The following is a 23,772-nucleotide window of genomic DNA, read 5'->3' as shown; positions in this document are numbered from 1 at the left end:
ACCGCTCGCGCACGTGGAGAAGGAGGCACGCTCGTGGCACTGACCACGGCATCCGCCCCGGTCGTACCCGAGCAGCCCGGTCGACGGTCCCCCGCCGCACACAAGCGGCGGGGGTCCGGTGGCGGGCGCGGTCGACAGGGTGTGGCCGGTTACGTATTCCTGTCCCCCTGGCTGCTCGGGCTGATGGGCATCACCGCCATCCCGATGCTGCTGTCGCTCTACCTCAGCTTCACCGACTACTCGGTCTTCTCCACCTGGGAGGACGTCCAATGGATCGGGCTGGAGAACTACCAGGAGATGTTCACCGGTGACCCGCAGTTCTACCGCGCGGTCACGGTCACGCTCGTCTACGCGCTGGTCATGGTGCCGCTCAAGCTCGCGGCCGCGCTCGCGGTGGCGTTGCTGCTCAACCGTGCCTGGCGCGGTGTCGGGCTGTTCCGCGGCCTGTTCTACCTGCCGTCGCTGCTCGGCGGCAGCGTGGCACTGGCACTGGTGTGGAGCGCGTTGTTCGCCGGCGACGGCGCGGTCAACGAGTTCCTGGCGTTCTTCGGCATCACCGGGCAGGCCTGGGTCAACGACCCGGACTACGCGCTCGGCACGCTGATCATCCTGGGGATCTGGCAGTTCGGCGCGCCCATGGTGATCTTCCTGGCCGGGCTCAAGCAGGTGCCGGTCGAGCTCTACGAGGCCGCGTCCGTCGACGGGGCCAGCCCATGGCGCCAGTTCTGGCACGTCACCATGCCGATGCTCTCGCCGGTGATCTTCTTCAACCTGGTGCTGGAGACGATCCGCGGATTCCAGGGCTTCACGTCCGCGTTCGTGATCAGCAACGGCACCGGCGGTCCGGTCGACTCGACGCTGCTCTACACGCTCTACCTCTACAAGCGCGGCTTCGCCGAGTTCGAGATGGGGTACGCGTCCGCGCTGGCCTGGGTGTTCCTGCTGGCCATCGGCGTCCTGACCGTGGTCCTGTTCAGCACCGGCCGGTTCTGGGTGCACTACGCGGATGGGGAAGACCGATGACCGCTCCCGCTGTGGCACGGCACGCCGCCGTCCGCAAGAACCGGTTCACGATCGGGCAGGCGGTCCGGCTCGCCGTGCTGATCGTCGGCCTGGTCCTGGTGCTCTACCCGCTGGCCTGGGTGATCGGCTCGTCGTTCAAGTCGGACGCGGAGATCGCCAGCAACATCTCCGTGCTGCCGACCGAGTTCACCGCGTCGCACTACACGGCCGGCTGGAACAGCTTCGACGTCAGCTTCACCCGGTTCTTCATCAACAGCACCGTGATCGCGCTGCTCACCGTGGCCGCGAACGCGATCTCCTGCCTGGTCGCGGCGTACGCGTTCGCCCGGCTGCGGTTCCCGATGCGCGGGTTCTGGTTCGCCATCATGATCGGCACGCTGCTGCTCCCCGGCGACGTGCTGATCATCCCGCAGTACATCGTGTTCAACACGCTGGGCTGGATCGACACCCCGCTGCTGCCGCTGATCGTGCCGAAGGCGCTGGCCACCGAGGCGTTCTTCGTGTTCCTCATGGTCCAGTTCATGCGGGGCATCCCACGGGACCTGGACGAGGCCGCGACGATCGACGGCTGCTCGCCGTACGGCGTGTTCTGGCACGTGATCCTGCCGCTGAGCCGGCCCGCGCTGGTCACCACCGCGATCTTCTCGTTCATCTGGACCTGGAACGACTTCTTCACCCAGCTGGTCTACCTGAACGAGCTGGAGGACTACACGGTCCCGATCGCGCTCCGGCTGTTCATCGACTCGACCGGGCAGAGCTCGCTCGGCGCGATGTTCGCCATGTCCGTCCTGTCGCTGCTGCCGGTGTTCCTGTTCTTCGTCGCGTTCCAGCGGATGCTGGTCGAGGGCATCAACACCAGCGGACTGAAGGGTTAGTGATCCACCATGGGTGACCGCCAGTTGCGCTGGCCGACCGACAACGCCCCCGGGCCGCCGGTCCAGCGCGACTGGCGGGACACCCTCCGCGCCGCCTCCGACCTGGCCCTGACCGGCATCGTGCTGACGATCGCGGCCCTCCCGGTCGTCACCGCCGGTGCCGCCGTCGGCGCGGCCTCCACCGCCGTCGCCCGATACACGGATCACGAACGATTCCCCGGCGTACGCGAGGTCGCGCGCACCTTCGCCCGCGGCATCCTGCCCGGCATCCCACCGCTGCTGGTCGCGATCGCGGCCGGCGTGCTGATCCGGCTCAACATCCACGCGCTCAGCGTCGGCCTGGTCCCCGGCGGCCGGCCGCTGATCTGGGCGACGCTGCTGCTCGCGCTCGCCGCCGCCGGCTTCGCCGGCCTGGTCGTGGTCGAGTTCGGCCGCGCCACCGACCTCGGTCCGGCCGGCTCCGGCGGGGCCGCACCGCCGGCCGGGCCCCTGCCCGGAGACGAGGACCGGCAGCGGCGTGCCGGTCCCGGCTGGCGCGCCGCGACCCGCGGCGCGGCCCGGCTCGTGGCCGCCCGGCCGGCGACGCTGGCCGCCAGCGCGGGCGTGCTGGGCCTCACCACGGCGATCGGCTTCCTCGTGCAGGCCGTCGTGGTGCCGATCCTGGCCGGTTACACGCTGCTCGCCCTGCACGTCATCCGGCGCCGGCTCGCGCCGCCCGCCGACGCTGCCTGACGCACCGGCCGGCCCCTCGCCACGACCCGGTCAGTTCCGCACGAAGCGCTGGATGCGGAAGCCGTTGGAGCCGCTGCCGCAAACGATCGTGGTCTCGTTCCACGAGCAACTGCCGAGCCGGGCCTCCGGCAGCGTGCCGATCTGCCGCGGCGAATCGCCGTTGTCGACCGTCGCGGAGAGCGGCACGCCCTCGCTGCCCAGCGAATCACCGATCGGCTCGCGGTCGAAGATGAGGAAGCTGCGCGCGTTGACGCGGGCCGCGACGCCGTTCCACTCGAAGACCTTCTCACCGGACGCGTCGTAGAGCGCGGTCCGGTAGGTCCCGCCCTTCGGCTTGTGCCAGAACAGCAGTCCGCCGTCGGCCGCCGGGACGATCGCCCCGGTGTCGGTCAGCGCGGTCAGACCCGGCGCGGCCGCGCGCAGCACCTGCTCGCTGCCCGCGGAGATGTCGTAGACCGCCACCTCGTCGGTGCCCTCGTCCGCGACGTCCGCGAGGCAGAGGCGGTCGTCGGCGCACGGCGTCAGCGACTTCAGCGTGCGGCCCGAGGTGTCGTTGTAGACGACCGTCGCCGGGCCGAACGAGGTCAGGTCGTAGGCCTCGATGCGGTACCGCTCCCCGGTGGTGCCGACGTAGAGCCGTTCCGGGTCCGCCACGATCTGCGTGCCGGAGCTCGAGGTCAGGCTGAACGGCTCCACGTCGATCGCGCCGGACGACGTGACCGAGCCGGTGCTCACGTCGACGACCCGGGCCTGCTGATCCGCGCTGAGCAGCACGAAGCGTTGCTCGGCGTCCGCGTTCCAGCCGAACGGCGTGCCGGAGGCGGCGGCCGGGCCGGTGCGGTCACCCGGCGCGCCGAGCCGGATCACGCGGTACGCCTCGGAGGACTCGCCGCGCGGGATCGGCAGTTCCCAGGCCTGCTCGCCGTCGGACATCCGGTACCCGATCAGCATGCGGTCCTCGGCCCGGGCCAGCATCAAGACGTCGTTGAAGATCCAGATGCGGTCCTCGCCGGTGATGTCCTTCTGCCAGAGCCGCTTGCCGTCCCGGTCCCAGACCAGGATCGGCCGCGGCCGGTCGCTGATCCCGTCACCGTTCGCGACCACGTAACGGTCCGTCGCGTAGATGCCCTCCCAGGTGGACGCGGTCGCCTCCGCGGTGGACTCCTGCCAGACCTGCTCGTCGCCGGCCAGGTCGACGGCCTGGATCTCCAGTGTCCGGTCGTCGCGCTGGGCGGCGAGGTACGCGCGGTCGCCGACCACGTCCGTGAAGACCTCGAAAACCGACTGGTCCGGCTTGTCGGCGATCGCGGGGACGAGCGTGCCCTCGGTCAGGTCGGCGAACGCCACCGGGGACACGCGGTTCCACGGGCTCAGGTAGATCAGGGTGCCCGCGGTGACCAGCACGATCAGCACGACCGCGGTGGCCACGGCGGCCAGCAGCACCGGCCGGCGCACCGACCTCCGCGGCGGCAGCGCCCCGGCGGGCAGCGGAGCCTTACCCGGCCCGGCCCCGGCCGGGGAGACCGGCGGCGCGGAGACCGGTGGCCCGGAGACCGGTGGCGCCGAAACCGGTGGCGGCGCGGAGCGCTGCGGGGTGGACGGCGTGGGCATCGTGGCCATCAGTTCGGCCAGGGCACCCTCGGCGACCGGCAGTTCCGGCTGCTCCAGCACGGTCGGCGGGACGTGCAGGTCGGAGTGCAGGAGCCGGCCGACCATCGGCACCCGGGACGAGCCGCCGACCAGGAAGAGGCCGGCCAGCCGGTCCGGGGTGACGCCGGCGGCCCGGATCACACCGGCGGTCTCGTGCACGCCGCGACGCAGCAGCGGCGTGACGACGTGTTCGAGTTCCTCGCGGGTCAGGTGCACGGCGCGCTCGACGCCCGGCACCGCGATCGGTGCGACCGTGGCGCGGGACAGCATCTCCTTGGCGCCGCGCACGTCGTCCCAGAGCTGGCGGCGGTTACGCCACTGGGTCACGGTGACCGGCTGGGTCAGCGCCTGCCACGCCTGCCCGGCGGCGAGGTCGAGCCGCTCGGTGGGGCCGTCCGGCGCCACCTCCCAGCCCCCCGGCGTGGCCTGCGGGCCGCCCGGCGTGGCCTGCGGGCCCGGGCCGGTCAGGAGGCGGCCGACGTGGTCGACGAGTGCGGCGTCCAGGTCCAGGCCGCCGAGGTCGGCGACGCCGCCGGAGCTGACGACGGAGAAGACCGGCCGGCCGGCCGGGCCGAGACCGTCGTTGCGGACGACCGCGACGTCCAGCGTGCCGCCGCCGAAGTCGAACACCGCGAGCGCAGACCCGGCCGGCACCGGGCGGTGCAGCACCTCCGCGAAGTACCGGGCGGCCGCGACCGGCTCGGGCGTGACGCGGGTGCCGGGTTGCCCGGGCGCGGTCGCGACCGCCGGCCAGCCCGCGCGGGCGACCGCCTCGGCCAGCGTCGCCCGGCGGACCGGACCCCACGCGGCCGGGTGGGTGAGCATCGCCGGCGGCAGGAAGCCGACCGCCTCCACGGCGGCCCGGGCGACCGCGCCGAGCACGGCCGCCAGCAGGTCGACGACCGGGACCTCGCGGTCGCCGAGCAGCACCGACGTCTCGTCGATGCGGCGTTTCGGGTTCGGCTCGTACCGCACCGGGTCGGCCTGGGCGAGGCGCTGCGCGTCCCGGCCGACGTGCAGCCGGCCCTCCGGGTCCAGGTAGACACCGGAGGGCATGATCGGCTGCCCGTCGAACAGCAGCGGACGGGTCCGCCCGTCCGGGGTGCGCAGCACGGCGACCGTGTTGGACGTGCCGAGATCGACGCCCAGCCCGTACGGACCGTCACTCATGCCCGGCTCCCGGGCACGACGCGGACACGTCGTGGCCGGCGCTGAGCCGATGGTCCGCTCGCGAGCTCGCTCATTGTCGCCGTACCCCTTCGCCACCACACGTGATCAGCCTCGCATGGTAGCGACTCCGCGCAGGTCAGGCGTTGCGTCGCCGGGTGATCTCCGAAAGCGCGACCGCGGCGGCGACCGAGGCGTTGAGCGATTCCACGTCCGAGGCCATCGGGATCGAGACGCGCAGGTCGCACGTCTCGCCGACCAGCCGGGACAGCCCGCGGCCCTCGGAGCCGACCACCACGATGGTCGGGCCGGTGGCGATCTCCAGGTCGTAGACGTCGGTGGCGCCGTCCGCGTCCAGTCCGATCGCCATGAATCCCTCCTGCTGGCAGGCCTTGATCGCCCGCGTCAGGTTGGTCACCTGGGCGACCGGGAGCCGCGCGGCCGCACCGGCGCTGGTGCGCCACGCGGTCGCGGTGATCCCGGCGGCGCGGCGCTCCGGCACGAAGATGCCGTGCGCGCCGAACGCAGCCGCGGACCGGATCACGGCGCCGAGGTTGCGCGGGTCGGTGACGCCGTCCAGCGCGACGAGCAGTGGCGCGGTCTGCTCCAACGCGGCCGTGACCATGTCGGAGAAGTCCTCGTAGGCGAACGGCGGCACCTGCACGCCGATGCCCTGGTGCAGCACGCCGCCGGTGAGTCGGTCCAGCTCGGCCCGGCTCACCTCCATGATCGCGATGCCCTTGTCGGCGCAGAAGCGCACGGCCTCGCGGACCCGCTCGTCCATCTCGATGCCCTGGGCCACGTAGAGCGCGGTCGCGGGCACGCCGGAGCGCAGCGCCTCGACCACCGGGTTGCGGCCGACCAGCAGCTCGGGCGAGTCCTTCGGCGGCGTGGAGCGGCGGCCGGGCGCGATGCGCGGACCGCGTGCGCCGGTCTTGCCGCCACCACGGCCGGCGGCGAACGCCCCACGGGTCGACGCCGGAGCACCACGGCCGGAGCCGTTCCTGCCCCAGGTGGTGTCCTTGCTGCCGGGAACGCCGACCTTGGGCGCGCGGCCCTCGGCGGCCGCGGCCCGGCGCTCCTTGTCCTGCTTGCGCGCGGTCTTCTGCGGCAGGTCCTCCGTGCCGGAGTAGCCCTTGTGCCAGGGACGCTCGTCCGCCGGCAGCGTGCGCCCGCGGCCGGCGAGACTGTCCCGGTTCTTCCCGCCGGAACCCGACGGCGCGCCCCTCTTCGGCGTGACGCGCTTGTTCCTGCGCTGCGAGTTGCCCGGCATCAGTGCTGCTCCCCAATGGTCCATCGTGGGCCGGCCGGGGTGTCCTCCACCACGACGCCGGCGTTCTTCAGCTGGTCCCGCACGGCGTCGGCGGCCTGCCAGTCCTTGCGTGCCCGCGCGGCGGTGCGCTGCTCGAGTGCGAGCGCGACCAGTGAGTCGACCACCTGGCGGAGGTCGCCGCCGCCGCCCCCGGCCTGCCAGGCCGGGTCGAGCGGATCGACGCCGAACACGTCCAGCATGGCGCGCACCTCGGCCAGCGCGGCGGCGACCACGGTCCGGTCGCCGGCGCTGAGCGCGGTGTTGCCGCGGGTCATCGACTCGTGCACGACCGCGAGCGCCGCGGACGTGTTCAGATCATCGTTCATCGCGCCCGCGAACGCGGGTGGGATGTCGCCCAGCTCACCCGGACCGGTCAGCTCGACGGCCCGCTGGACGAAGCCCTCGATCCGCCGGTACGCCACCGCGGCCTCGCGCAGCGCGTCGTCCGAGTAGTCGATGGCCGACCGGTAGTGCGGCTGCGCCTGGTAGTAGCGCAGCTCGACCGGGCGCACGCCGAGGCCGGCCACGTAGTCGAGGTCGAGCACGTTGCCGACGGACTTGCTCATCTTCGACGCGCCGAGGTTGAGCAGGCCGTGGTGCACCCAGTAGCCGGCGAACCCGAACCCGGCGGCCCGGGACTGGGCGATCTCGTTCTCGTGGTGCGGGAACTGCAGGTCGAGCCCGCCGCCGTGGATGTCGAAGTCCTCGCCCAGGTAGCGCCAGGACATGGCGGAGCACTCGATGTGCCAGCCGGGACGGCCGCGGCCCCACGGCGACGGCCAGCTGCCGGCGAGCGGCTCGGACTCCTTCACGCCCTTCCACAGCGCGAAGTCGCGTGCGTCGCGCTTGGCGCGCGCCTCGCTGTCCGCCGCCTCCTGCATGTCGTCCGGGTGCTGGCCGGAGAGTGCGCCGTACGCCGGGTAGCTGCGCACCGAGAAGTAGACGTCGCCGCAGCCGTCCGCGGCCGGGTAGGCGTGCCCCGCCTCGATCAGCCGCGCGATGATCTGCTGGATCTCCGGGATGTGACCGGTGGCCCGCGGCTCGTAGGTCGGCGGCAGCACGTTGAGTGACCGGTACGCCGCGGCGAGCTTGACCTCGTTCTCGTACGCGATCGACCAGAACGGCCGGTCCTGCTCGGTGGACTTGGCGAGGATCTTGTCGTCGATGTCCGTCACGTTGCGGACGAACGTCACGTCGAGTCCGGACCGGGTCAGCCAGCGGCGGAGCACGTCGTAGTTCACACCGGAGCGAAGGTGGCCGATGTGCGGCGGGGACTGGACGGTGAGACCACACAGGTAGATCCCGACCTTGCCGGGTGACCGCGGGACGAAGTCCCGCACCGAGCGGGTCGCGGTGTCGTACAAGCGGAGTGTCACCCTGCAAGGGTAACGGCCGGTCCCCGTGTCGCGGGGACCGGCCATCGTACCAGCGAATGATCTTGGCTAGGCGCCTACGGCTTCACCCAGGGCTGGAGCGGGGTGGTGACGGCCTTGTAGGCGTCCACGATCCCGTACCCCCAGATGCTGTTGAAGTTCTTCGTGCCGGTGCACAGCGCGTCGTACTCGGCCGGCTGGCCGACCTCCGCGTAGCTGATCAGCGCCGGCGTCGGGCAGGCCCGCTCCGCCGCGGTGCGGTAGAGGTGCTGCTCGACCCAGTTCGGCGGGAGCGTCAGCCCGCCGCGGCGCCGGTCCGGCGTGCCGAACTTCGACACGATCAGCCCGGCGACGCCGGACGCGTGCGGCGACGCCATCGACGTGCCCTGCAGGTAGGTGTAGTAGCCGCACTTGCCGGCCGTGGTGCAGTCCTTGAACACGCGGTTCTCGAAGCCGGGGACGATGTTGCCGTCCTCGTCCACCCGCCCGATCTCCTGCAGGACCTTCAGCGGGTACGCCGAGAGGATCCGGTTGGCGAACGTGTCCCCGGTGCCCTGGGTGTCCGTGGCCCAGCCACCCGGCGCGGCGACGGAGATCTGCTCCGCGCCCCAGTTCGAGTAGTCGGCCTTACGGCCGGACGGGCCGGTCGCGGACACACCGATCACGAACGGGCCCTCGACCGGCAGGTCGAAGCAGGTCGCGTTGTCGATCTCGCGCGGCCGCTCGGTGCCACCCGGGTAGTTCGGGCTGGACGCGTCCGGCCGCGGGTTGCCCAGGTCCTCGTGGTTGTTGCCGAGCGAGCCGACCAGCGTCACGCCCTTGGTGTGCGCGTAGGTCAGCGCCCGCCGGACCGCGGTGATGGTGGCCCGCTGCTCCGCCTGCTCCGCGGCCGAGTCGGCCGGGTTGCCGAGGCAGTTGTAGAGCCACGGGTCAATGTAGAAGGACATGTTGACCACGTCCAGGCCGGCGTCGCCCGCGTAGGTCAGCGCGTTGACCACCGACTCCAGGAAGAAGTAGCCGGAGTCCTGGCCGCCCTTCAGCTCGACCAGCGTGACGTTCGGTGCCACGCCGGAGATGCCGGAGCCGTTGGCCGCCGCGCCGATCGTGCCGGCGACGTGCGTGCCGTGGCCCGCGTCGTCCGTGCCGACCGGGTCGAGGCAGCCGGTGACCTCGCACTCACCGTCGATGTCCGGGATGTCGCGCGCGAAGTTGCGGGACAGCTTCCAGCTGAAGTTCGCCGCGATGTCCGGGTTGCTGGCGTCCACGCCGGTGTCCAGGATGCCGACCGTCACCCCGCGGTCGCCCGGCTCCACCCGGCGGGCGTCGTCGGAGCGGACCTGCTCCAGGCCCCAGAGCTTGTCGTCCAGCGGGTCGAGCTTCGGGCCGCCGTGGCCACCGCGCTTGGCCGCGGCCCGGGACGCGGGTGCCAGCAACGCCTCCTGCTCGACCAGGTCGAGCTTGGGGGCCTTGCCGATCGCGCGGTCGTTGCTGGCGGCGCCGATCAGCGCGGTCGAGGCCGCGGCCTTCGCGGCGAAGTCGGCCGCGCCGGCGGTCACCGTGAACGTGCCGACGCTGTCGTTGCTCTCGACCACCGTGCCACCGGCGGCCGCGATCGCCGCCGTCGCCGCGGCGGTGGAGACACCGTCCTCCGCGACCACCGTGTATTCGGCCGCGCCGGCCGCGGCCGGTGCGGCGGTGGCCGCACCGGCGGGGACCGCCAGCACCAACGCCAGCCCGGTCACGGTCGCGACCGAGCCGGCGGTGAAGCGTCTGCTCACCATCTGCTTCCTCTCGAGTCGAGTGGACGGCCGTCCAAGACGGCCTGGAAGCATCCCACCCGATCTCGATGGATTCGAATAGAGGCAAGCACAAATTCTTTACACAGGCGTAGCAGTCGATACGTCGTCAAGGCCGCGTCATGCGCAGAACGTCCAGAGCCGTGTCCAACTGCTCCTCGGTGAGCTTTCCGGACGCCACGTGCCCACGCTCGACGACCACCTCGCGGATCGTCTTGTTCTCCTTCAGCGCGGCCTTCGCGATCGACGCGGCCTCGTCGTACCCGAGGTAGCGGTTGAGCGGCGTGACGATCGACGGCGAGCCCTCCGCGTAGCCGCGGGTGACCTCGACGTCCGCCTCCAGGCCGGCGACGCAGCGGTCGGCCAGCAGCCGGGCCACGTTCGCCACCAGCTTGACCGACTCGAGCAGGTTGCGGCCCATCACCGGGAGCATCACGTTGAGCTCGAAGTCGCCCTGGGTGCCGGCGAACGCCACGGCCGCGTCGTTGCCGATCACCTGCGCGACGACCTGGCGGACCGCCTCCGGCACCACCGGGTTCACCTTGCCCGGCATGATCGACGAGCCGGGCTGCAGGTCGGGCAGGCGCAGCTCGCGCAGGCCGGCGCGCGGACCGGAGCCCATCCAGCGGATGTCGTTGGCGATCTTGTAGAGGCCGGCCGCGATCGTGCGGACCTGGCCGGACGTCTCGACCAGCGCGTCCCGCGCGCCCTGCGCCTCGAAGTGGTCGCGGGCCTCGCTCAGCGGCAGCCCGGTGGCCGCGCGGAGCTTCTCGATCACGGCGGGCGCGAAGCCGGGCGGGGTGTTCACGCCGGTGCCGACCGCCGTGCCGCCGAGCGGCAGTTCCGCGAGCCGGGGCAGCGCGGACTCCAGGCGCTCGATGCCGTACCGCACCTGCGCGGTGTAGCCGGAGAACTCCTGGCCGAGCGTGACCGGCGTGGCGTCCATCAGGTGCGTACGCCCGGACTTGACCACCTCCCGCCACTCGGTCGACTTGGCCGCGAGCGCGTCGGCCAGGTAGCCGAGCGCGGGGATCAGGTCGTGCGTGACCGCGTGCGTGGCGGCCAGGTGGATCGACGACGGGAACACGTCGTTGCTGGACTGGGACGCGTTCACGTGGTCGTTCGGGTGCACGTCCCGGCCGAGCTCGCGGGCGGCCAGCGTGGCGATGACCTCGTTGGTGTTCATGTTGGACGAGGTGCCCGACCCGGTCTGGAACACGTCGATCGGGAACTGGTCGTCGTAGCCGCCGTCCGCCACGTGCGCGGCCGCGGTCTCGATCGCCTTCGCCACGTCCGCGTCGATCACGCCGAGCTCCGCGTTCACCGCGGCGGCCGCGCCCTTGATCTGCGCGAGCGCCCGGATGTGGGCCGGCTCCAGGCCACGCCCGGAGATCGGGAAGTTCTCCACGGCCCGCTGGGTCTGGGCCCGCCACAGCGCGTCCACCGGCACCCGGACCTCGCCCATGGTGTCGCGCTCGATTCGGTATCCACTCTCGTTGGCAGTCACCGGTTCATCCTCCCTCGACCGGCGCCGGTTCGCCGTTGATCTGAGCCACGCCCATCTCCGCGAAGATCAACGCGGCGCGGTCGCGGTGCGCGCGGGCCTCCTCCGGATCGCGCAGGCAGGTGCCGAGCCCGGCGAGCGCGCGGGCCTGCTCGTACCGGTGCCCGATCTGCACGGAGACGGCCAGCGAGCGCCGGTACGCCTCGACCGCGGCCGCCGGGCCGCCGGCCGCCGCGAGCGTGGCCGCGAGATCGTTGCCGACCATCGCCTCGCCGTGCCGGTCGCCGACGGTCCGCATGATCCGCAGCGCCTCCTGGTGGTGCTGCTCCGCCTCGGCCAGCCGGCCCTGGAGGCGGCGCGCGGTGCCGAGGTCGTTGAGCACCTCGGCCTCGTTGTACGGGATGCCGCGCTGCCGGCGCAGCGCGGCGGCCAGGCAGCGGGCCGCCGCGTCGGCCGCGCCCATCCGCACCCGGACCGCGCCGATGTGGCCGAGCGCGACCGAGACGTTGTGCTGGTCCCGGCGCTCGCAGGCGAGCAGCAGATGGCGGCGGTGGTAGTGCAGCGCCTCCTCGTACCGGCCCATCATCGCGGCGACGAAGCCCATCTTCGGCAGGTGCAGCATCCGGCCCCGGTCGTCGCCGCGCCGTTCCCAGACCGCGTAGGCCGCGCGCGCGTTCGCCAGCGCCTCCGGCAGCTCACCCATCATCAGCTGCACCGCGGAGAGGTTGCCGCGGGTGGTGGCCACGGCCCGGTCGTCGCCGAGCCGCTCGCGCAGCCGCAGCGACTCGGTCAGGTGCGTGACCGCGGCCTGGTAGCGGCCGGTGCGGTAGTAGGACGAGGCCAGGTAGTTGAGCACCTGTGCCACGGCCGCGTCGTCACCGGCCAGCATCGCGGCGGTCAGCCCGCGCTCGTGCAGCGCGATCAGGTCGTCGTGGTACGCGTTGACGTACAGGAACCGCCACGCCGCCCGCGCCAGCCACCAGGCGTAGTGCGCGTGCCCGGCGCCGATCGCGCGGTCGGCCAGCGCGATCAGCCCGGCCCGCTCGTCCTCCAGCCAGCGCAGCTTGCTGGGCAGCGCCTCGACCAGGTCGGGCCGCTGCGCCGGGCCCCAGCCACGCACGTCGCCGGAGCTGTGCGCCTCCATGCCGACCGTGGACGCGTCCGCCGCGTGCAGGTAGAAGTCGAGCAGCCGGCCGACCGCGGCGTGCCGCTCCGGCAGCGGGTCGCGCGCGGCCAGCCCGGCGGCGAACTCGCGCATCAGGTCGTGCAGCCGGTAGCGCCCGGCCTGTGGTTCCTCGACCAGGTGCCAGTCCACCAGGTCGTCCAGCACGTCCTGCGCGTCGTCCAGCGGCAGCCCGGCCAGCGCGGCCGTGGTGAACGCGTCGAAGCGCTCGCCCGGGTGCAGGCCGAGCAGCCGGAACACGCGCTGCGCCACCGCCGGCAGGTGTGCGTAGGACAGATCGAAGGCGCTGGCCACGGTGCGTTCCTCGGCGGCCAGCTCGGGCAGCGCGGAGCGGCCGGCCAGCCGCCGGGCCAGGTCCGCGACCCGCCACCGTGGACGGTGCGCGAGCCGGGCCGCGGCCAGCCGGATCGCCAGCGGGAGATGACCGCAGCAGCGCACCACCTCGGCCGCCGCCTCCGGCTCCGCGCGGACCCGGTCACCGGCGATCCGGGCCAGCAGGTCGATCGCCTCGGACTCGGCGAGCACCGGCAGCGACTCGGGCCGGACCGCGTCCAGGCCGAGCAGCCGGCGCCGGCTGGTGATCAGCGCGAGGCTGCCCGCGGACGCCGGCAGCAGCGGTGCGATCTGCGCGGTGCTGGCCACGTTGTCCAGCACCACCAGCGCGCGGCGGGCGGCCAGCTCGCTGCGCCAGAGCGCGACCCGGTCGTCCATGTCGACCGGTATCCGGTCACCCGGCAGGCCGAGCTGGCGCAGCAGCGTGACCAGCGCGGCGGACGCGTCCAGCGGTCGGCGCAGGCTGTGCCCGTGCAGGTCGATGAAGAGCTGCGCGTCCGGGTAGTGCGGCGCGACCAGGTTCGCCACGTGCACGGCCAGCGTGGTCTTGCCGCTGCCGGCCATGCCGTCGATCACCTGGATGACCGGGCCGTCGAAGTCGGCCTCCTCGACCGCGCGGACCAGCCGGTCGACCGCCTCGGCCCGGCCGGTGAAGTCCGCGACGGTACGCGGCAGCGCCCGCACCGGCAGCGTCACCTCCCGCGGTGCCGCCGCGGTCTCCACCTCGCCGGTCAGGATCGCCCGGTGCACCTCGCGCAGCGCCGGTCCGGGTTCGATGCCCAGCTCGTTGGCGAGCGCGTCGCGCGCGTCCCGGTAGACCGCGAGCGCGTCCGCCTGCCGGCCGGCCCGGTAGAGCGCGATCATCAGCTGCCCGCGCAGCCGTTCCCGCAGCGGGTGCCGCTCGACCAGGCCGGTCAGCCCGCCGATCGCGTCCCGTTCCAGGCCGAGCCGCAGCTCCACGTCGAACGTGTCCTCGATGGCCAGCAGCCGCTGCTCGTCCAGCGCGGCGGCGGCGCGGCGCACGGCCGGGCTGGTGATCCCGGCCAGCGCCGGTCCCTTCCAGAGCGCGAGCGCGGCGCGGAAGTGCTCCCGCGCCTCGGACCACTCCTCCTTCTCCACCGCGAGCCGGGCCTGGGCGAGCCGGCGGTCGAAGACGTTCACGTCGACCTGCTCCGGGTCGACGACCAGGCGGTAACCGGCCGGGTCCGTGACGATCAGCTCGGCGGGCAGGCCGGCCTCGGCGAACGCGCGGCGGATCCGGGAGACGCTGCTCTGCAGCTGGCCGCGCGCGGTGGCCGGTGGTGCGGAGTCCCAGAGCGCGTCGACCAGCTGGTCGATCGAGACCACGTGCAGCGAGTTGAGCAGCAGCATGGCCAGCACCACCCGGTCCCGCCCGGCGGCGACCGGCGCGTCGACGCCGCCGTTCGCGGCCCGCAGCGGACCTAGGATGCCAAACCACATCGCCACTCCCGGACGTGCCTCGCCGAGCAGAAATGTAGCTCTTCCCGCGCGGCGGCGTCCTCGGCGCCGAGCGCGACGAACCGGCCTCGGTCCGCCGATACGCCGCCCACCCGATCATTCACCGTGAGAGCAAAACAGCAGCGTTTCGGAAGCGCCGTGCGGCAGGCTATGGCTGCGGATGTGCGAACACGTCTTGCAAGATCACATCGGGGGTGGTCGCCTGCCCGTCCGCGCGTCACCACGACCGGGCGGGCATGCGACCAATACGTCACGGCGAGTTACCGACGACCGACGGTCAGGACCGGCTTGGTGACCTCGGCGAAGAAGTCGTTGCCCTTGTCGTCCACCACGATGAACGCCGGGAAGTCCTCCACCTCGATCTTCCAGACCGCCTCCATGCCCAGCTCGGGATACTCGAGCACCTCGACGTGGCGGATGCAGTCCTGGGCCAGGCGCGCGGCCGGGCCACCGATCGAACCGAGGTAGAAGCCGCCGTACCGGTGGCACGACTCGGTCACGCCGCGCGACCGGTTGCCCTTCGCCAGCATCACCATGCTGCCGCCCGCGGCCTGGAACTTCTCCACGTAGGCGTCCATCCGGCCGGCCGTGGTCGGGCCGAACGAGCCGGACGCGTACCCCTCGGGGGTCTTCGCCGGTCCGGCGTAGTAGACCGCGTGGTCGCGCAGGTACTGCGGCATGGCACCGCCGGCGTCCAGCAGCTCGGCGATCTTCGCGTGCGCGATGTCGCGCGCCACCACCAGCGGACCGCTCAGCGAGAGCCGGGTCTTCACCGGGTAGCGGGACAGCTCCGCGCGGATCTCGTCCATCGGGCGGTTCAGGTCGACCTTGACGACCTGGTCCGTCTCCAGCGTCTCGTCCGTGACGTCCGGCAGGAAGCGGGCCGGGTCGGTCTCCAGCCGCTCCAGCCACACGCCGGACGGAGTGATCTTGGCAACCGCCTGCCGGTCCGCGGAGCAGGACACCGCGATCGCGACCGGGCAGGACGCGCCGTGCCGGGGCAGCCGGACCACCCGCACGTCGTGGCAGAAGTACCGGCCACCGAACTGCGCGCCGATGCCGAACTGCCGGGTCAGCTCCAGTACCTCGGCCTCCAGCTGCACGTCGCGGAAGCCGTGCGCCAGCATCGAGCCGGAGGTGGGCAGTGCGTCCAGGTACTTCGCGCTGGCGAGCTTCGCGGTCTTCAGCGCGTACTCCGCGGAGGTGCCGCCGATCACGATCGCCAGGTGGTACGGCGGGCAGGCCGACGTGCCGATCGAGCGCAGCTTCTCCTCCAGGAACTGCATCATCCGCGTCGGGTTGAGCAGCGCCTTCGTCTCCTGGTAGAGGAAGGACTTGTTGGCCGAGCCGCCGCCCTTCGCCATGAACAGGAACTTGTACGCGTCCGGCTGCCCGCCCGGGTCCTCCGCGAACAGCTCGATCTGCGCCGGCAGGTTGGTGCCGGTGTTCTTCTCGTCCCACATGGTCAGCGGCGCGAGCTGGGAGTAGCGCAGGTTGAGCCGGGTGTACGCGTCGTAGACGCCGCGCGCGATCGCCTCCTCGTCCAGCCCGTCTGTCAGGACGTGCCGGCCGCGCTTGCCGACCACGATCGCGGTGCCGGTGTCCTGGCACATCGGCAGCACGCCACCGGCCGCGATGTTCGCGTTGCGCAGCAGGTCGGTGGCGACGAAACGGTCGTTCGGCGAGGCGGCCGGGTCGTCGATGATGGACCGCAGCTGGGTGAGGTGCGCCGGGCGCAGGTAGTGGGCGATGTCGTGCATCGCCTCCGTGGTCAGCTGGGTCAGCACGGACGACTCTATGGTCAGGAAGCGGCGCCCGCCGGGCCCGTTGACGACGTCGATGCCCTCGTCGCTCACCAGGCGGTATTCAGTCAGGTCTTCCCCGAGCGGTAGCAGGGGGGCATGGGAGAAGGCGGCGGCACTGCTCATGAGCCGCAAGCCTAGGCCAGTCCGGGCGCGGGTTCGGTGACCGGTCCGTGGCTACTTGCCGGAGAGGCCGCAATTGGGCTGTGCCGGGTCCGTGCACGCCGCATCGGCGCCCGTTTGGTCGGAAGTCCCACCATCGGCAAGTTGCGACCCGTAGGGCACGTAACCGATGTCCCGGCCGTCCCCGATGATCAGTCCGGCCGGGCCGGCCGCGAGCACGTCCGCGCCGGACCGGACCTCGGCCAGCACGGCGCCGGTCGACGGCGCGAGCGCGATCACCCGGTCCGGGTCCTGCTCGACCACGACCACCGCGTACCGGGCGATCGCGGCCCGGGTGTCCGCGTCCGCGTCGCGCGACCAGGCCACCCGGTCCTCGCCCAGCACGTACCCGCGCAGCAGCCGGCCGTCCTCGGAGTGCACGGTCACGAACTGGTCGTCCACCGACAGCACCCGGTCGCCCGGATCGCCGGTCCACAGCAGCCGGCCGTCGTACATGTCCACGATCACCTCGCGGCGGTCCGGCGCCACGCCGAGCACCACGTTGCGGCCGCCGCGCGGGTCCGTGCGCTGCGCGCAGCCCGCGCTCTCCGTGGTGCGCAGGTTCAGCGCGGTCTGCCGCCAGACCTCCCGGCCGGTGCCGGCCTCGTGACCGGTGACCGTGAAGTAGCAGGTGCCGTCCGCGGACTGGGCGAGCACCCGGATCACCCGGCCGCCCGCGGTGGTCACCCGCTCCTCGCGGCCCGGGTCGGCCACCCGGGCGACCCGGCCGGTGCCGGTCTCCACCACGAACACCTTGCCGTCGATCGGCAGCCCGAGCAGGCCGGGTGCGGGCTGCGGGCCGGCCGCGTCCGCGCTCACCCGGGGCGCGGTCAGCAACTCCGTACCGAAGGATCTCGGGTTGTCCGCGTTCAGGCCGACCTGGATGCCGGGCAGATCCGTCGACCAGCGCGGTGCGGTCCCGCGCGGGTCGAACGCGGACAGCACGCAGTCCTTGGCCGCGAAACACCGGACGTCGATCACCAGATTCCGGTACGTCCAGACGCCCACCGCGTCCGTGCTGGTCCGCAGCACGGACCCGTCGTACGGGTTGAGCACCTGGTAGCCCTTGGTGAGCAGCTCGCCGGTCAGCACCACCGCGCCGTCCCCGTCGCCGGCCACCGCGTTCCAGCTGATCCCGGTCTTCTCCCAGGCCACACCGCCGCTGGCGAGCGCGCGCCCCTCGACCGCGTCACCCCGGTCGATGATCACGGCACCACCGGCGATCGTGACCGTGCGCGGCAGCGCGCCGACCCGCTGCTGCCAGAGCGGCGCCGGCTCGGCGAGCGTGCCGCTCTGGTTCACCCACGCCCACATGCCGGGCCAGGGGTTCCAGACGTTGGTCAGCGCCAGCGTGACCAGCGCGATGACGGCAAGGATCAGCCAGCACCTGATGCAGGGACGCCGGCCGTTCGCCACGCGACCACGCTAACCACGGTCATGATCTGGGTCGGCACTCGCACAAATGCCGCCTGTCCATCCCAAAAAAGCCCAAATCCCTCCACCGGGGTACGCCGTAAGCTCTTGACCATGCTTCGCCGAGTTGTCGGGACGCGGTATGTCACACCGCTCCGTGAGGGTGGGTCACTGCCCGGCGTGATCGAGGCCGACGACCTCGGCACCTACGTGGTCAAGTTCCGTGGCGCCGGCCAGGGCCCGAAGGCCCTGGTCGCCGAGGTGATCGCGGGTGAGCTGGCCCGCCGCCTCGGCCTGCCCGTGCCCGAGCTGGTGGTGCTGGAGCTGGACCCGGTGATCGCCCGCGCCGAACCGGACCAGGAGGTCCAGGAGCTGCTGAAGCACTCCGGCGGCGACAACCTCGGGATGGACTTCCTGCCCGGCGCGCTCGGCTTCGACCCGCTCGCCCACCCGGTCGACCCGCTGTTGGCCTCGCGGATCGTCTGGTTCGACGCGTTCGTGGAGAACGTGGACCGCAGCTGGCGCAACCCGAACATGCTGACCTGGGCGCACGGCGGACTCTGGCTGATCGACCACGGCGCCGCGCTCTACTTCCACCACAACTGGCCGCGGGCGCAGGCGGTGGTGCACCGCCCGTTCAAGGGGGACGACCACGTGCTCGCACCGTTCGCCACCCAGCTCGCCGAGGCCGACGCCTCGCTCGGGCCGCAGATCACCGGCGAGCTGCTGACCGAGGTGCTGGCACTGGTGCCGGACGGCTGGCTGGCCGCGCCGGACAGCGAGGACCCGCGGCTCGCCGGCCCGGACGGGGTGCGCGCGGCGTATCGCGATCACCTGCTCGCCCGCGCGGCCGGCCGGGACGCGTGGCTGCCGGCGGGGGTGGCGCAGTGAGCGACCGGCAGCTCTTCGAGTACGCGGTGGTCCGCGTGCTGCCCCGGGTCGAGCGCGGCGAGCAGATCAACGTGGGCGTGATCCTCTACTGCCAGCGCACCGGGTTCCTGGCCGCGCGCACCCAGCTCGACCTCGGCCGGCTGCACGCGCTGGACCGTACCGTCGACGCGGACGCGGTGCTCGGCGCGCTGCGGTCGTTCGAGGTCACCACGGCCGGCGACGCGGTCTGCGGCCCGGCCTCACGCATGCGGCCCGGCGAACGTTTCCGCTGGCTGACCGCGCCGCGCAGCACGATCATCCAGACCGGGCCGGTGCACACCGGGCTGACCGCGGACCCGGCGGCGGAACTGGAGCGGCTGATGGACGTGCTCGTCCGGTAGCTCGCAGGCATTCCTCAGCGTGACCTGGGAGACTGTGCCGGTGAATCCGCAGTACTCGGGTCCCCCTCCCGCATATACCGGTCATCCCGGATATTCCGCACCGCCACCCGTGCTGGCCCCGTTCGGCGAGCGGCTCGCCGCGTATGTGATCGACGGCGCGATCCTCGGCGCGGTCGCCGCGATCTATACGATTCCGCTGATCATCTACGTCACCGCGCAGGCGATCGCGCTGTCCGGGCCGGACGGCACCGCGAACCCGGACGCGGCCCCCGGCTTCATCGCGTCGATCTTCATCTCGGTCGGCGCCACGTTCGTCCTCGGCCTGGTGATCAGCTACCTGTACCACGTCGAGTTCGTGCTGCGGAGCGGCCAGACACCGGGCAAGCGGTTCATGAAGCTGCACATCATCCGCCTGGGCACCCAGCCCGGCCAGGCCATCAGCCGCGCCGACGCGGCCAAGCGCTGGGGCGCGACGATCGGCCTGGGCCTGGTGCCGTTCGCCAACTACCTCGACGGACTGTGGCAACTCTGGGACAAGCCGTGGCAGCAGTGCCTCCACGACAAGGCCGCGTCCACCACGGTGGTTAAGGTTTCTCCGGTGAGCAGCACAGCGAGGCCCGGCGGGGTGTTCCAGTGAGCGACATCGCCCCCGGCTGGTACAAGGATCCCGCGGACCCGGCCACCCAGCGCTGGTGGGACGGGGAGGGCTGGCTGGGCGCGCCGCTCCCGGCGGACGTGACCCCGCCGGACGGGCCGCCGCCACCGGAACCGGCCGCGGCCCCGGCCGCGACCGGCGTCGACGGCACGCCACCGGCCCGCGACGGCGGTCCGCAGGGCTGGCCCGCCGACCGGACCGGCACGCCACCGCAGCACCACGCCGGTCACCCGCGGACCGCGCCGCCCGGCTGGCCCCAGGGCACGCCGCCGCCACCGCCCGGCTGGCCGCACGGTGCACCGCCGCCCGGCTGGCAACCCGGTGGGCCGCCGCCCGGCTGGCAACCCGGCGCGCCGCCGCCCGGCTGGCCGCAGGGTGGGCCGCCGCCCGGGTGGCAGCCCGGTTACCCGCCGCCCGGCTGGCCGCCGGCGCCGGTACTGCCGCACGGGATGCCGCTGGCCGGTTACGGCGCACGATTCGTGGCCCGGCTGATCGACCTCGGCCTGCTCACCGTGCTGGTCCTGATCGCGAACTCGTGGTTCCTGGTGCAGTTCGTCCAGGAGCTGCAGGTGTACCTGCCGCAGGCCGTCGAGTACGTGGCCGCGACCGAGCGCGGCGAGAACCCGGCGATGCCGACCGCCTCCGACCGGTTCAGCTACCTGCAGCTGGCGATGCTGGTGGTCACCGCGATGGTGTGGTTCGCCTACGAGGTGCCGCAGATCGCGAACACCGGCCAGACGCTGGGCAAGCGGTTGATGGGCATCAAGACCATCGGTCTGCAGGACGGCGCGACGCCCGGCTTCGGCCGCGCGTTCCGCCGCTGGAACCTCTACGGCACCGCCACGCTGTTCTGGTCCTGCTGCGGCATCGGACTGCTCTGGCAGCTGCTCGACGGGCTGTCCCCGCTGTTCGACCGGCACACGCAGCGCGCCTGGCACGACCGGGTCGCCCAGACCGTGGTGGTCCAGCTGCCGAGGAACGTGACCGGCACCCCGGTGCCCGCGCGACCCTCGGCCGACCCCGAGAGCCGCACCGACACCACCGGAGGTGACCGATGACCCGGCTGACCCGCGCCGACCTGGACGCGATCCCGGCGTACGTGCCCGGCCGCAGCCCGGCCGACCTGGCCCGCGACCTGGGCATGGCGGAGGCGATCAAGCTCGCCAGCAACGAGGTGCCGTTCGGGCCGCTGCCCGGCGTGGTGGAGGCGATCACCGCGGCCGCCACGGGCACGCACCGCTACCCGGACCTGGCCGCGGTCGAGCTGCGGGAGCGGCTCGCCGCGCGGTACGGCGTGCCGGCCGACCGGCTCGTCACCGGCTGCGGTTCCGTGGCGATCTGCGAGAACCTGGCGCGCGCCACCTGCCTGCCGGGCGACGAGATCATCATCGCGTGGCGGTCGTTCGAGGCGTACCCGATCGTGGCCGCCTCGGTCGGCGCCACCGCGATCCGCGTGCCGAACACGCCCGCCCACGGCCACGACCTGGACGCGATGGCCGCCGCGATCACGGACCGGACCCGGCTGGTGTTCGTCTGCAACCCGAACAACCCGACCGGTACCAGCCTGCGCCGCGCGGAGATCGACCGGTTCCTCGACGCGGTGCCGGAGAACGTGCTGGTGGTGCTGGACGAGGCGTACCGGGAGTTCAACACGGACCCGGACGTGCCGGACGGCATCGACACCTACGCGGACCGGCCGAACGTGGCCGTGCTGCGCACGCTCTCCAAGGCGTGGGGCCTGGCCGGGCTGCGGATCGGCTTCCTGGTCGCGGCGCCCGAGGTGGCGGCCGCGGTCCGCAAGGTGACCACGCCGTTCTCCACGAACCTGCTGGCCCAGGCGGCGGCGCTGGCCGCGCTCCAGCAGGAGGACGAGGTGCGCCGCCGGTGCGCGCTGGTGGTCGGCGAACGCGACCGGGTCACCGCGGAGCTGCGCAAACTCGGCCAGGACGTGCCCGACAGCCAGGCCAACTTCGTCTGGCTGCCGCTCGGTGACTCGGCCGCCGCGTTCGGTGCGGCCTGCGAGGCCCGCGGCGTGATCGTCCGCCCGTTCCAGGGCGACGGCGTGCGCGTCACGATCGGCACCGCCACCGAGAACGACGCGTTCCTCGCGGCCGCCACCGACGCGCTCTGACGCACCCCGCGAACGTGATCGAGGCGCTCCGCATGTCGCCGGTACGACGTGCGGGGCGCCTCGATCACGGTGCGGCGGTGCTCAGCTGACGGCGACGGCCACGCCCTCACCCGCGAAGTAGAAGTCCCTGTCCTCCGCCGTGTCCGGCGCGTTCAGCTTGCGGCGCACGGCGACGACCAGGCCGTCCGTGGCGTACGCGGTGCCCGGCGTCCAGTGCCGCTCGCGCGTCGGCTCGGTCTTCGAGGTCGGCACGCCGAACGCGAAGAGCGAGATCTGGGTGCCGGTCGCCGCGTCCAGCGTGATCAGCCGGTCCGCCGCGTTGAGCAGGTGCACCCGGCCCGGCTGCACGGCCAGCACCCGCAGCTCCTCGTCCCAGGTCCGGCCCGGCCAGGTCCAGACCTCCGCGCCGGTGACCAGGTTCCGCGCGGACGCGGTGCGTGCGCCGTCCGTGGTGTAGACCGTCTCGCCGAGCACCTTCGCACCCGGTGCGTTCGCCGCCGGTGCGGCCCGCACGCCGTCGGCCGCGAACCGGTAGGCCGTGCCGCCGTCCCGGACCAGCGCGCACGAGGACGCGCCGAGCCGGCACGAGTCCGCGGTGACCTCACCGGCCGCCACCCACTCCCGGGCGGCGCCACCGGCCAGGTCGTACACGGTCAGGCCGGTCGTGGTGCGGCACGCGAACCCGCCGCTCGCCGTGGTGAAGCTCGCCGGCCCGCAGGCCGCGCCGATCGGCGCGCGCTCCCGGCCGGTGACCGCCTCGAAGACCCGGACCGTGTCCGCGCCACGCACCACGACCAGCTCGTCGCCGGCCGTGTAGAGATCCACCGGCGTCCAGACCAGTTCCTCACCGGTACGCCGCGGCGTGGCCGGCTCCGCGTCCGGTGCCGGCTCCGGGCCGGACGCCCGCCAGGCGAGCTCGCCGTCGCTCGCGCGGATGCCGACCAGCTCGCCGTCCGTCCAGCGGCTGACCACGACGCCGCCCGCCTCGGCCACCCCGAGCAGGCTCTGCGGCCAGCGCCGGAACGTCCAGGCCGGGGTCCGCTCGGTCCGTGCGGCGGCGGGCGTGTCCGCGCGCACCTGCCGGGCGCTCGCGTAGACCCGGATGTCGCCGTCCACGATCAGCGGCGCCGAGTAGAGCAGGCCGGCCGTGCCGGTCTTCCGCTCGATCGGCGCGGCGTTCGCCACCGGCGTCACGGTCAGCACCTCGGCCGGCGGGAGCACCCGGACGACCGCGATCACACCCAGGACGACCAGCACGGACGCCGCGAGCGACGCCTGCCACCAGCCGGCCCGGCTCTTCTTCCCCGCCTCCTCGCGCACGCGGAGAACCCTACCGTGGACGTGCTCCCGGCCGCCTGTCGAACCGCGCCGGCCGCCCGGTCACCGGGTCGCGACGGGCTGGGCCGCGACCGCGAGATCGTGCAGGTCCTGCCGGAGCGCGCCCTCGGAGACCATCGCCGCGAGCCCGCCGAGGACCAGCGCGAGCAGCCGGCCACGCGGCTCCAGCGCGGCACCCTCCTGCACCGCGGTCACCGCGGTCTCGCCACGGTGCCGGCCGTCCTCGATCGGCGTGAACGTGTACGTCATCCGGTAGTCCGCGCCGATGCCGGGCGAACTGACCACGAACCGCGCGCCCTCGTCGCACTCCTCCACCCGGAACTCCTCGGTGACCAGCGCGCCGTCCGGCATGTGCCGCGTCTCCTGCCAGACCGAGCCGGACCGGAGGTCACCGGGGGTGAGCACCTCGACGTGGTCGACCGTGGAGAGCCATCCGGCGCGGCCCTGCAGATCGGTGAAGACCTGCCACACCCGCGCGGCGGGCGCCTTGATCGTCCGGGTGACCGCGATGGTCGACATGGTCCGCCTCTCCCGATGGGGCGTGTGCAGTGGATCCCGTCGAACCGAGGCGAG

The 23,772-nt window shown here is 72.9% G+C and carries 18 protein-coding genes; 8 read left to right on the top strand and 10 right to left on the bottom strand.

The window, feature by feature from the left end; translation table 11 throughout:
- Positions 1 to 33 precede the first annotated feature (33 nt).
- The 3 genes from J2S44_RS20695 to J2S44_RS20685 are packed head-to-tail and all read left to right on the top strand — an operon-like array spanning position 34 to position 2,630.
- The gene (locus J2S44_RS20695) at positions 34 to 1,023 is read left to right on the top strand and encodes a carbohydrate ABC transporter permease (RefSeq protein ID WP_374727877.1); all 990 of its coding nucleotides are present in this window, start codon (positions 34 to 36) and stop codon (positions 1,021 to 1,023) included.
- Positions 1,020 to 1,898, top strand: coding sequence for a carbohydrate ABC transporter permease (locus J2S44_RS20690; protein ID WP_310416449.1), 879 nt, complete (start codon positions 1,020 to 1,022; stop codon positions 1,896 to 1,898). The genes J2S44_RS20695 and J2S44_RS20690 overlap by 4 nt, the downstream gene beginning before the upstream one ends.
- Positions 1,899 to 1,907: 9 nt before the next feature.
- Positions 1,908 to 2,630 (top strand): hypothetical protein, encoded by a 723-nt coding sequence (locus J2S44_RS20685; protein WP_310416446.1) that lies wholly within the window; start codon positions 1,908 to 1,910, stop codon positions 2,628 to 2,630.
- A 30-nt stretch (positions 2,631 to 2,660) separates the two neighbouring features.
- Here the strand turns inward: J2S44_RS20685 and J2S44_RS20680 are convergent, their stop codons facing one another.
- From J2S44_RS20680 to J2S44_RS20645, 8 genes are all read right to left on the bottom strand, one after another.
- Entirely contained in the window at positions 2,661 to 5,450 is a 2,790-nt protein-coding gene (locus J2S44_RS20680) for an Hsp70 family protein (protein WP_310416443.1), read from the bottom strand.
- A 136-nt stretch (positions 5,451 to 5,586) separates the two neighbouring features.
- Positions 5,587 to 6,720, bottom strand: a complete 1,134-nt coding sequence (rlmB, locus tag J2S44_RS20675; RefSeq protein ID WP_310416440.1) for a 23S rRNA (guanosine(2251)-2'-O)-methyltransferase RlmB — start codon at positions 6,718 to 6,720, stop codon at positions 5,587 to 5,589.
- Positions 6,720 to 8,135 (bottom strand): cysteine--tRNA ligase, encoded by a 1,416-nt coding sequence (gene cysS / locus J2S44_RS20670; protein WP_310416438.1) that lies wholly within the window; start codon positions 8,133 to 8,135, stop codon positions 6,720 to 6,722. The genes rlmB and cysS overlap by 1 nt, the downstream gene beginning before the upstream one ends.
- Before the next feature lie 74 nt (positions 8,136 to 8,209).
- Entirely contained in the window at positions 8,210 to 9,910 is a 1,701-nt protein-coding gene (locus J2S44_RS20665; protein ID WP_310429809.1) for a S8 family serine peptidase, read from the bottom strand.
- Between the two features lie 127 nt (positions 9,911 to 10,037).
- On the bottom strand, positions 10,038 to 11,393 hold the full coding sequence (locus tag J2S44_RS20660) for a class II fumarate hydratase (RefSeq protein WP_310429807.1): 1,356 nt from the start codon (positions 11,391 to 11,393) through the stop codon (positions 10,038 to 10,040).
- Positions 11,394 to 11,439: 46 nt separating this feature from the next.
- Positions 11,440 to 14,409 carry an AfsR/SARP family transcriptional regulator gene (locus J2S44_RS20655; protein ID WP_310416435.1) on the bottom strand — a complete coding sequence of 990 codons (2,970 nt, stop codon included), beginning with the start codon at positions 14,407 to 14,409 and terminating at the stop codon, positions 11,440 to 11,442.
- Between the two features lie 278 nt (positions 14,410 to 14,687).
- Complete coding sequence (locus J2S44_RS20650) at positions 14,688 to 16,355, bottom strand: fumarate hydratase (protein ID WP_310416432.1); 1,668 nt, start codon at positions 16,353 to 16,355, stop codon at positions 14,688 to 14,690.
- A gap of 51 nt (positions 16,356 to 16,406) precedes the next feature.
- The gene (locus J2S44_RS20645) at positions 16,407 to 17,807 is read right to left on the bottom strand and encodes an outer membrane protein assembly factor BamB family protein (protein ID WP_310416429.1); all 1,401 of its coding nucleotides are present in this window, start codon (positions 17,805 to 17,807) and stop codon (positions 16,407 to 16,409) included.
- 111 nt (positions 17,808 to 17,918) lie between these two features.
- Here J2S44_RS20645 and J2S44_RS20640 point away from each other — a divergent pair, with 111 nt between their 5' ends.
- From J2S44_RS20640 to hisC, 5 genes are all read left to right on the top strand, one after another.
- Positions 17,919 to 18,695, top strand: a complete 777-nt coding sequence (locus J2S44_RS20640) for a HipA family kinase (protein WP_310416426.1) — start codon at positions 17,919 to 17,921, stop codon at positions 18,693 to 18,695.
- On the top strand, positions 18,692 to 19,075 hold the full coding sequence (locus J2S44_RS20635; protein ID WP_310416424.1) for a DUF3037 domain-containing protein: 384 nt from the start codon (positions 18,692 to 18,694) through the stop codon (positions 19,073 to 19,075). The genes J2S44_RS20640 and J2S44_RS20635 overlap by 4 nt, the downstream gene beginning before the upstream one ends.
- Positions 19,076 to 19,184: 109 nt before the next feature.
- Positions 19,185 to 19,712, top strand: coding sequence for an RDD family protein (locus J2S44_RS20630; RefSeq protein WP_310416421.1), 528 nt, complete (start codon positions 19,185 to 19,187; stop codon positions 19,710 to 19,712).
- Positions 19,709 to 20,788 carry an RDD family protein gene (locus J2S44_RS20625; RefSeq protein ID WP_310416418.1) on the top strand — a complete coding sequence of 360 codons (1,080 nt, stop codon included), beginning with the start codon at positions 19,709 to 19,711 and terminating at the stop codon, positions 20,786 to 20,788. The genes J2S44_RS20630 and J2S44_RS20625 overlap by 4 nt, the downstream gene beginning before the upstream one ends.
- The gene (gene hisC, locus J2S44_RS20620; protein ID WP_310416416.1) at positions 20,785 to 21,861 is read left to right on the top strand and encodes a histidinol-phosphate transaminase; all 1,077 of its coding nucleotides are present in this window, start codon (positions 20,785 to 20,787) and stop codon (positions 21,859 to 21,861) included. Before J2S44_RS20625 ends, hisC begins: the two co-directional genes overlap by 4 nt.
- Before the next feature lie 81 nt (positions 21,862 to 21,942).
- Here hisC and J2S44_RS20615 read toward each other — a convergent pair whose 3' ends face one another.
- The gene (locus tag J2S44_RS20615) at positions 21,943 to 23,181 is read right to left on the bottom strand and encodes an outer membrane protein assembly factor BamB family protein (RefSeq protein ID WP_310416413.1); all 1,239 of its coding nucleotides are present in this window, start codon (positions 23,179 to 23,181) and stop codon (positions 21,943 to 21,945) included.
- A gap of 60 nt (positions 23,182 to 23,241) precedes the next feature.
- The gene (locus J2S44_RS20610) at positions 23,242 to 23,718 is read right to left on the bottom strand and encodes an SRPBCC family protein (protein WP_310416410.1); all 477 of its coding nucleotides are present in this window, start codon (positions 23,716 to 23,718) and stop codon (positions 23,242 to 23,244) included.
- Positions 23,719 to 23,772 lie beyond the last annotated feature (54 nt).

It is taken from the genome of Catenuloplanes niger (genome assembly GCF_031458255.1).
Taxonomy (GTDB): Bacteria; Actinomycetota; Actinomycetes; order Mycobacteriales; family Micromonosporaceae; genus Catenuloplanes; species Catenuloplanes niger.
This window is presented reverse-complemented; position numbering and strand designations above follow the sequence as displayed.

Bases quoted from the DNA above. Each gene is read 5' to 3' on its own strand.
- J2S44_RS20640 (WP_310416426.1), top strand. From the start codon at position 17,919: ATGCTTCGCCGAGTTGTCGGGACGCGGTATGTCACACCGCTCCGTGAG.
- J2S44_RS20610 (WP_310416410.1), bottom strand. From the start codon at position 23,718: ATGTCGACCATCGCGGTCACCCGGACGATCAAGGCGCCCGCCGCGCGG.
- J2S44_RS20655 (WP_310416435.1), bottom strand. From the start codon at position 14,409: ATGTGGTTTGGCATCCTAGGTCCGCTGCGGGCCGCGAACGGCGGCGTC.
- J2S44_RS20685 (WP_310416446.1), top strand. From the start codon at position 1,908: ATGGGTGACCGCCAGTTGCGCTGGCCGACCGACAACGCCCCCGGGCCG.
- rlmB (WP_310416440.1), bottom strand. From the start codon at position 6,720: ATGCCGGGCAACTCGCAGCGCAGGAACAAGCGCGTCACGCCGAAGAGG.
- hisC (WP_310416416.1), top strand. From the start codon at position 20,785: ATGACCCGGCTGACCCGCGCCGACCTGGACGCGATCCCGGCGTACGTG.
- J2S44_RS20680 (WP_310416443.1), bottom strand. From the start codon at position 5,450: ATGAGTGACGGTCCGTACGGGCTGGGCGTCGATCTCGGCACGTCCAAC.
- J2S44_RS20650 (WP_310416432.1), bottom strand. From the start codon at position 16,355: ATGAGCAGTGCCGCCGCCTTCTCCCATGCCCCCCTGCTACCGCTCGGG.
- J2S44_RS20690 (WP_310416449.1), top strand. From the start codon at position 1,020: ATGACCGCTCCCGCTGTGGCACGGCACGCCGCCGTCCGCAAGAACCGG.
- J2S44_RS20660 (WP_310429807.1), bottom strand. From the start codon at position 11,393: ATGGGCGAGGTCCGGGTGCCGGTGGACGCGCTGTGGCGGGCCCAGACC.